Raw genomic sequence first — 251 nt, 5'->3', positions numbered from 1 at the left:
CGACCTTCTATGTCACGCCTAACGGCCTGACATCGTCGCCGATCCCCGACGGCCCTGGCATCGAGATCCTGTTCGACCTTCGAGACCACATGGTGATCGGCGCGAGCGGCGACGGCCGCAAGGCGTCCTTTGCGCTCGGGCCGACCACGGTCGCGGCATTCCGCGCCAGTTTCGTCCGGCTGGTTTCCGAACTCGGCGGCACGCCGACCTTCAACGGCCAGCCGAACGAAGTGCCGGACCCGGTGCCGTTC

1 protein-coding gene is annotated in these 251 nt (G+C 67.3%); it reads left to right on the top strand.

Annotation, left to right across the window (positions count from 1 at the left end; all coding sequences use genetic code 11):
* Positions 1–251: DUF5996 family protein (locus tag AC0L3B_RS39945; RefSeq protein WP_473383452.1), on the top strand; the 251-nt coding region annotated here is incomplete at both ends.

The sequence above is a fragment of the Bradyrhizobium sp. Kon56 genome, assembly GCF_055807635.1.
This window is presented reverse-complemented; position numbering and strand designations above follow the sequence as displayed.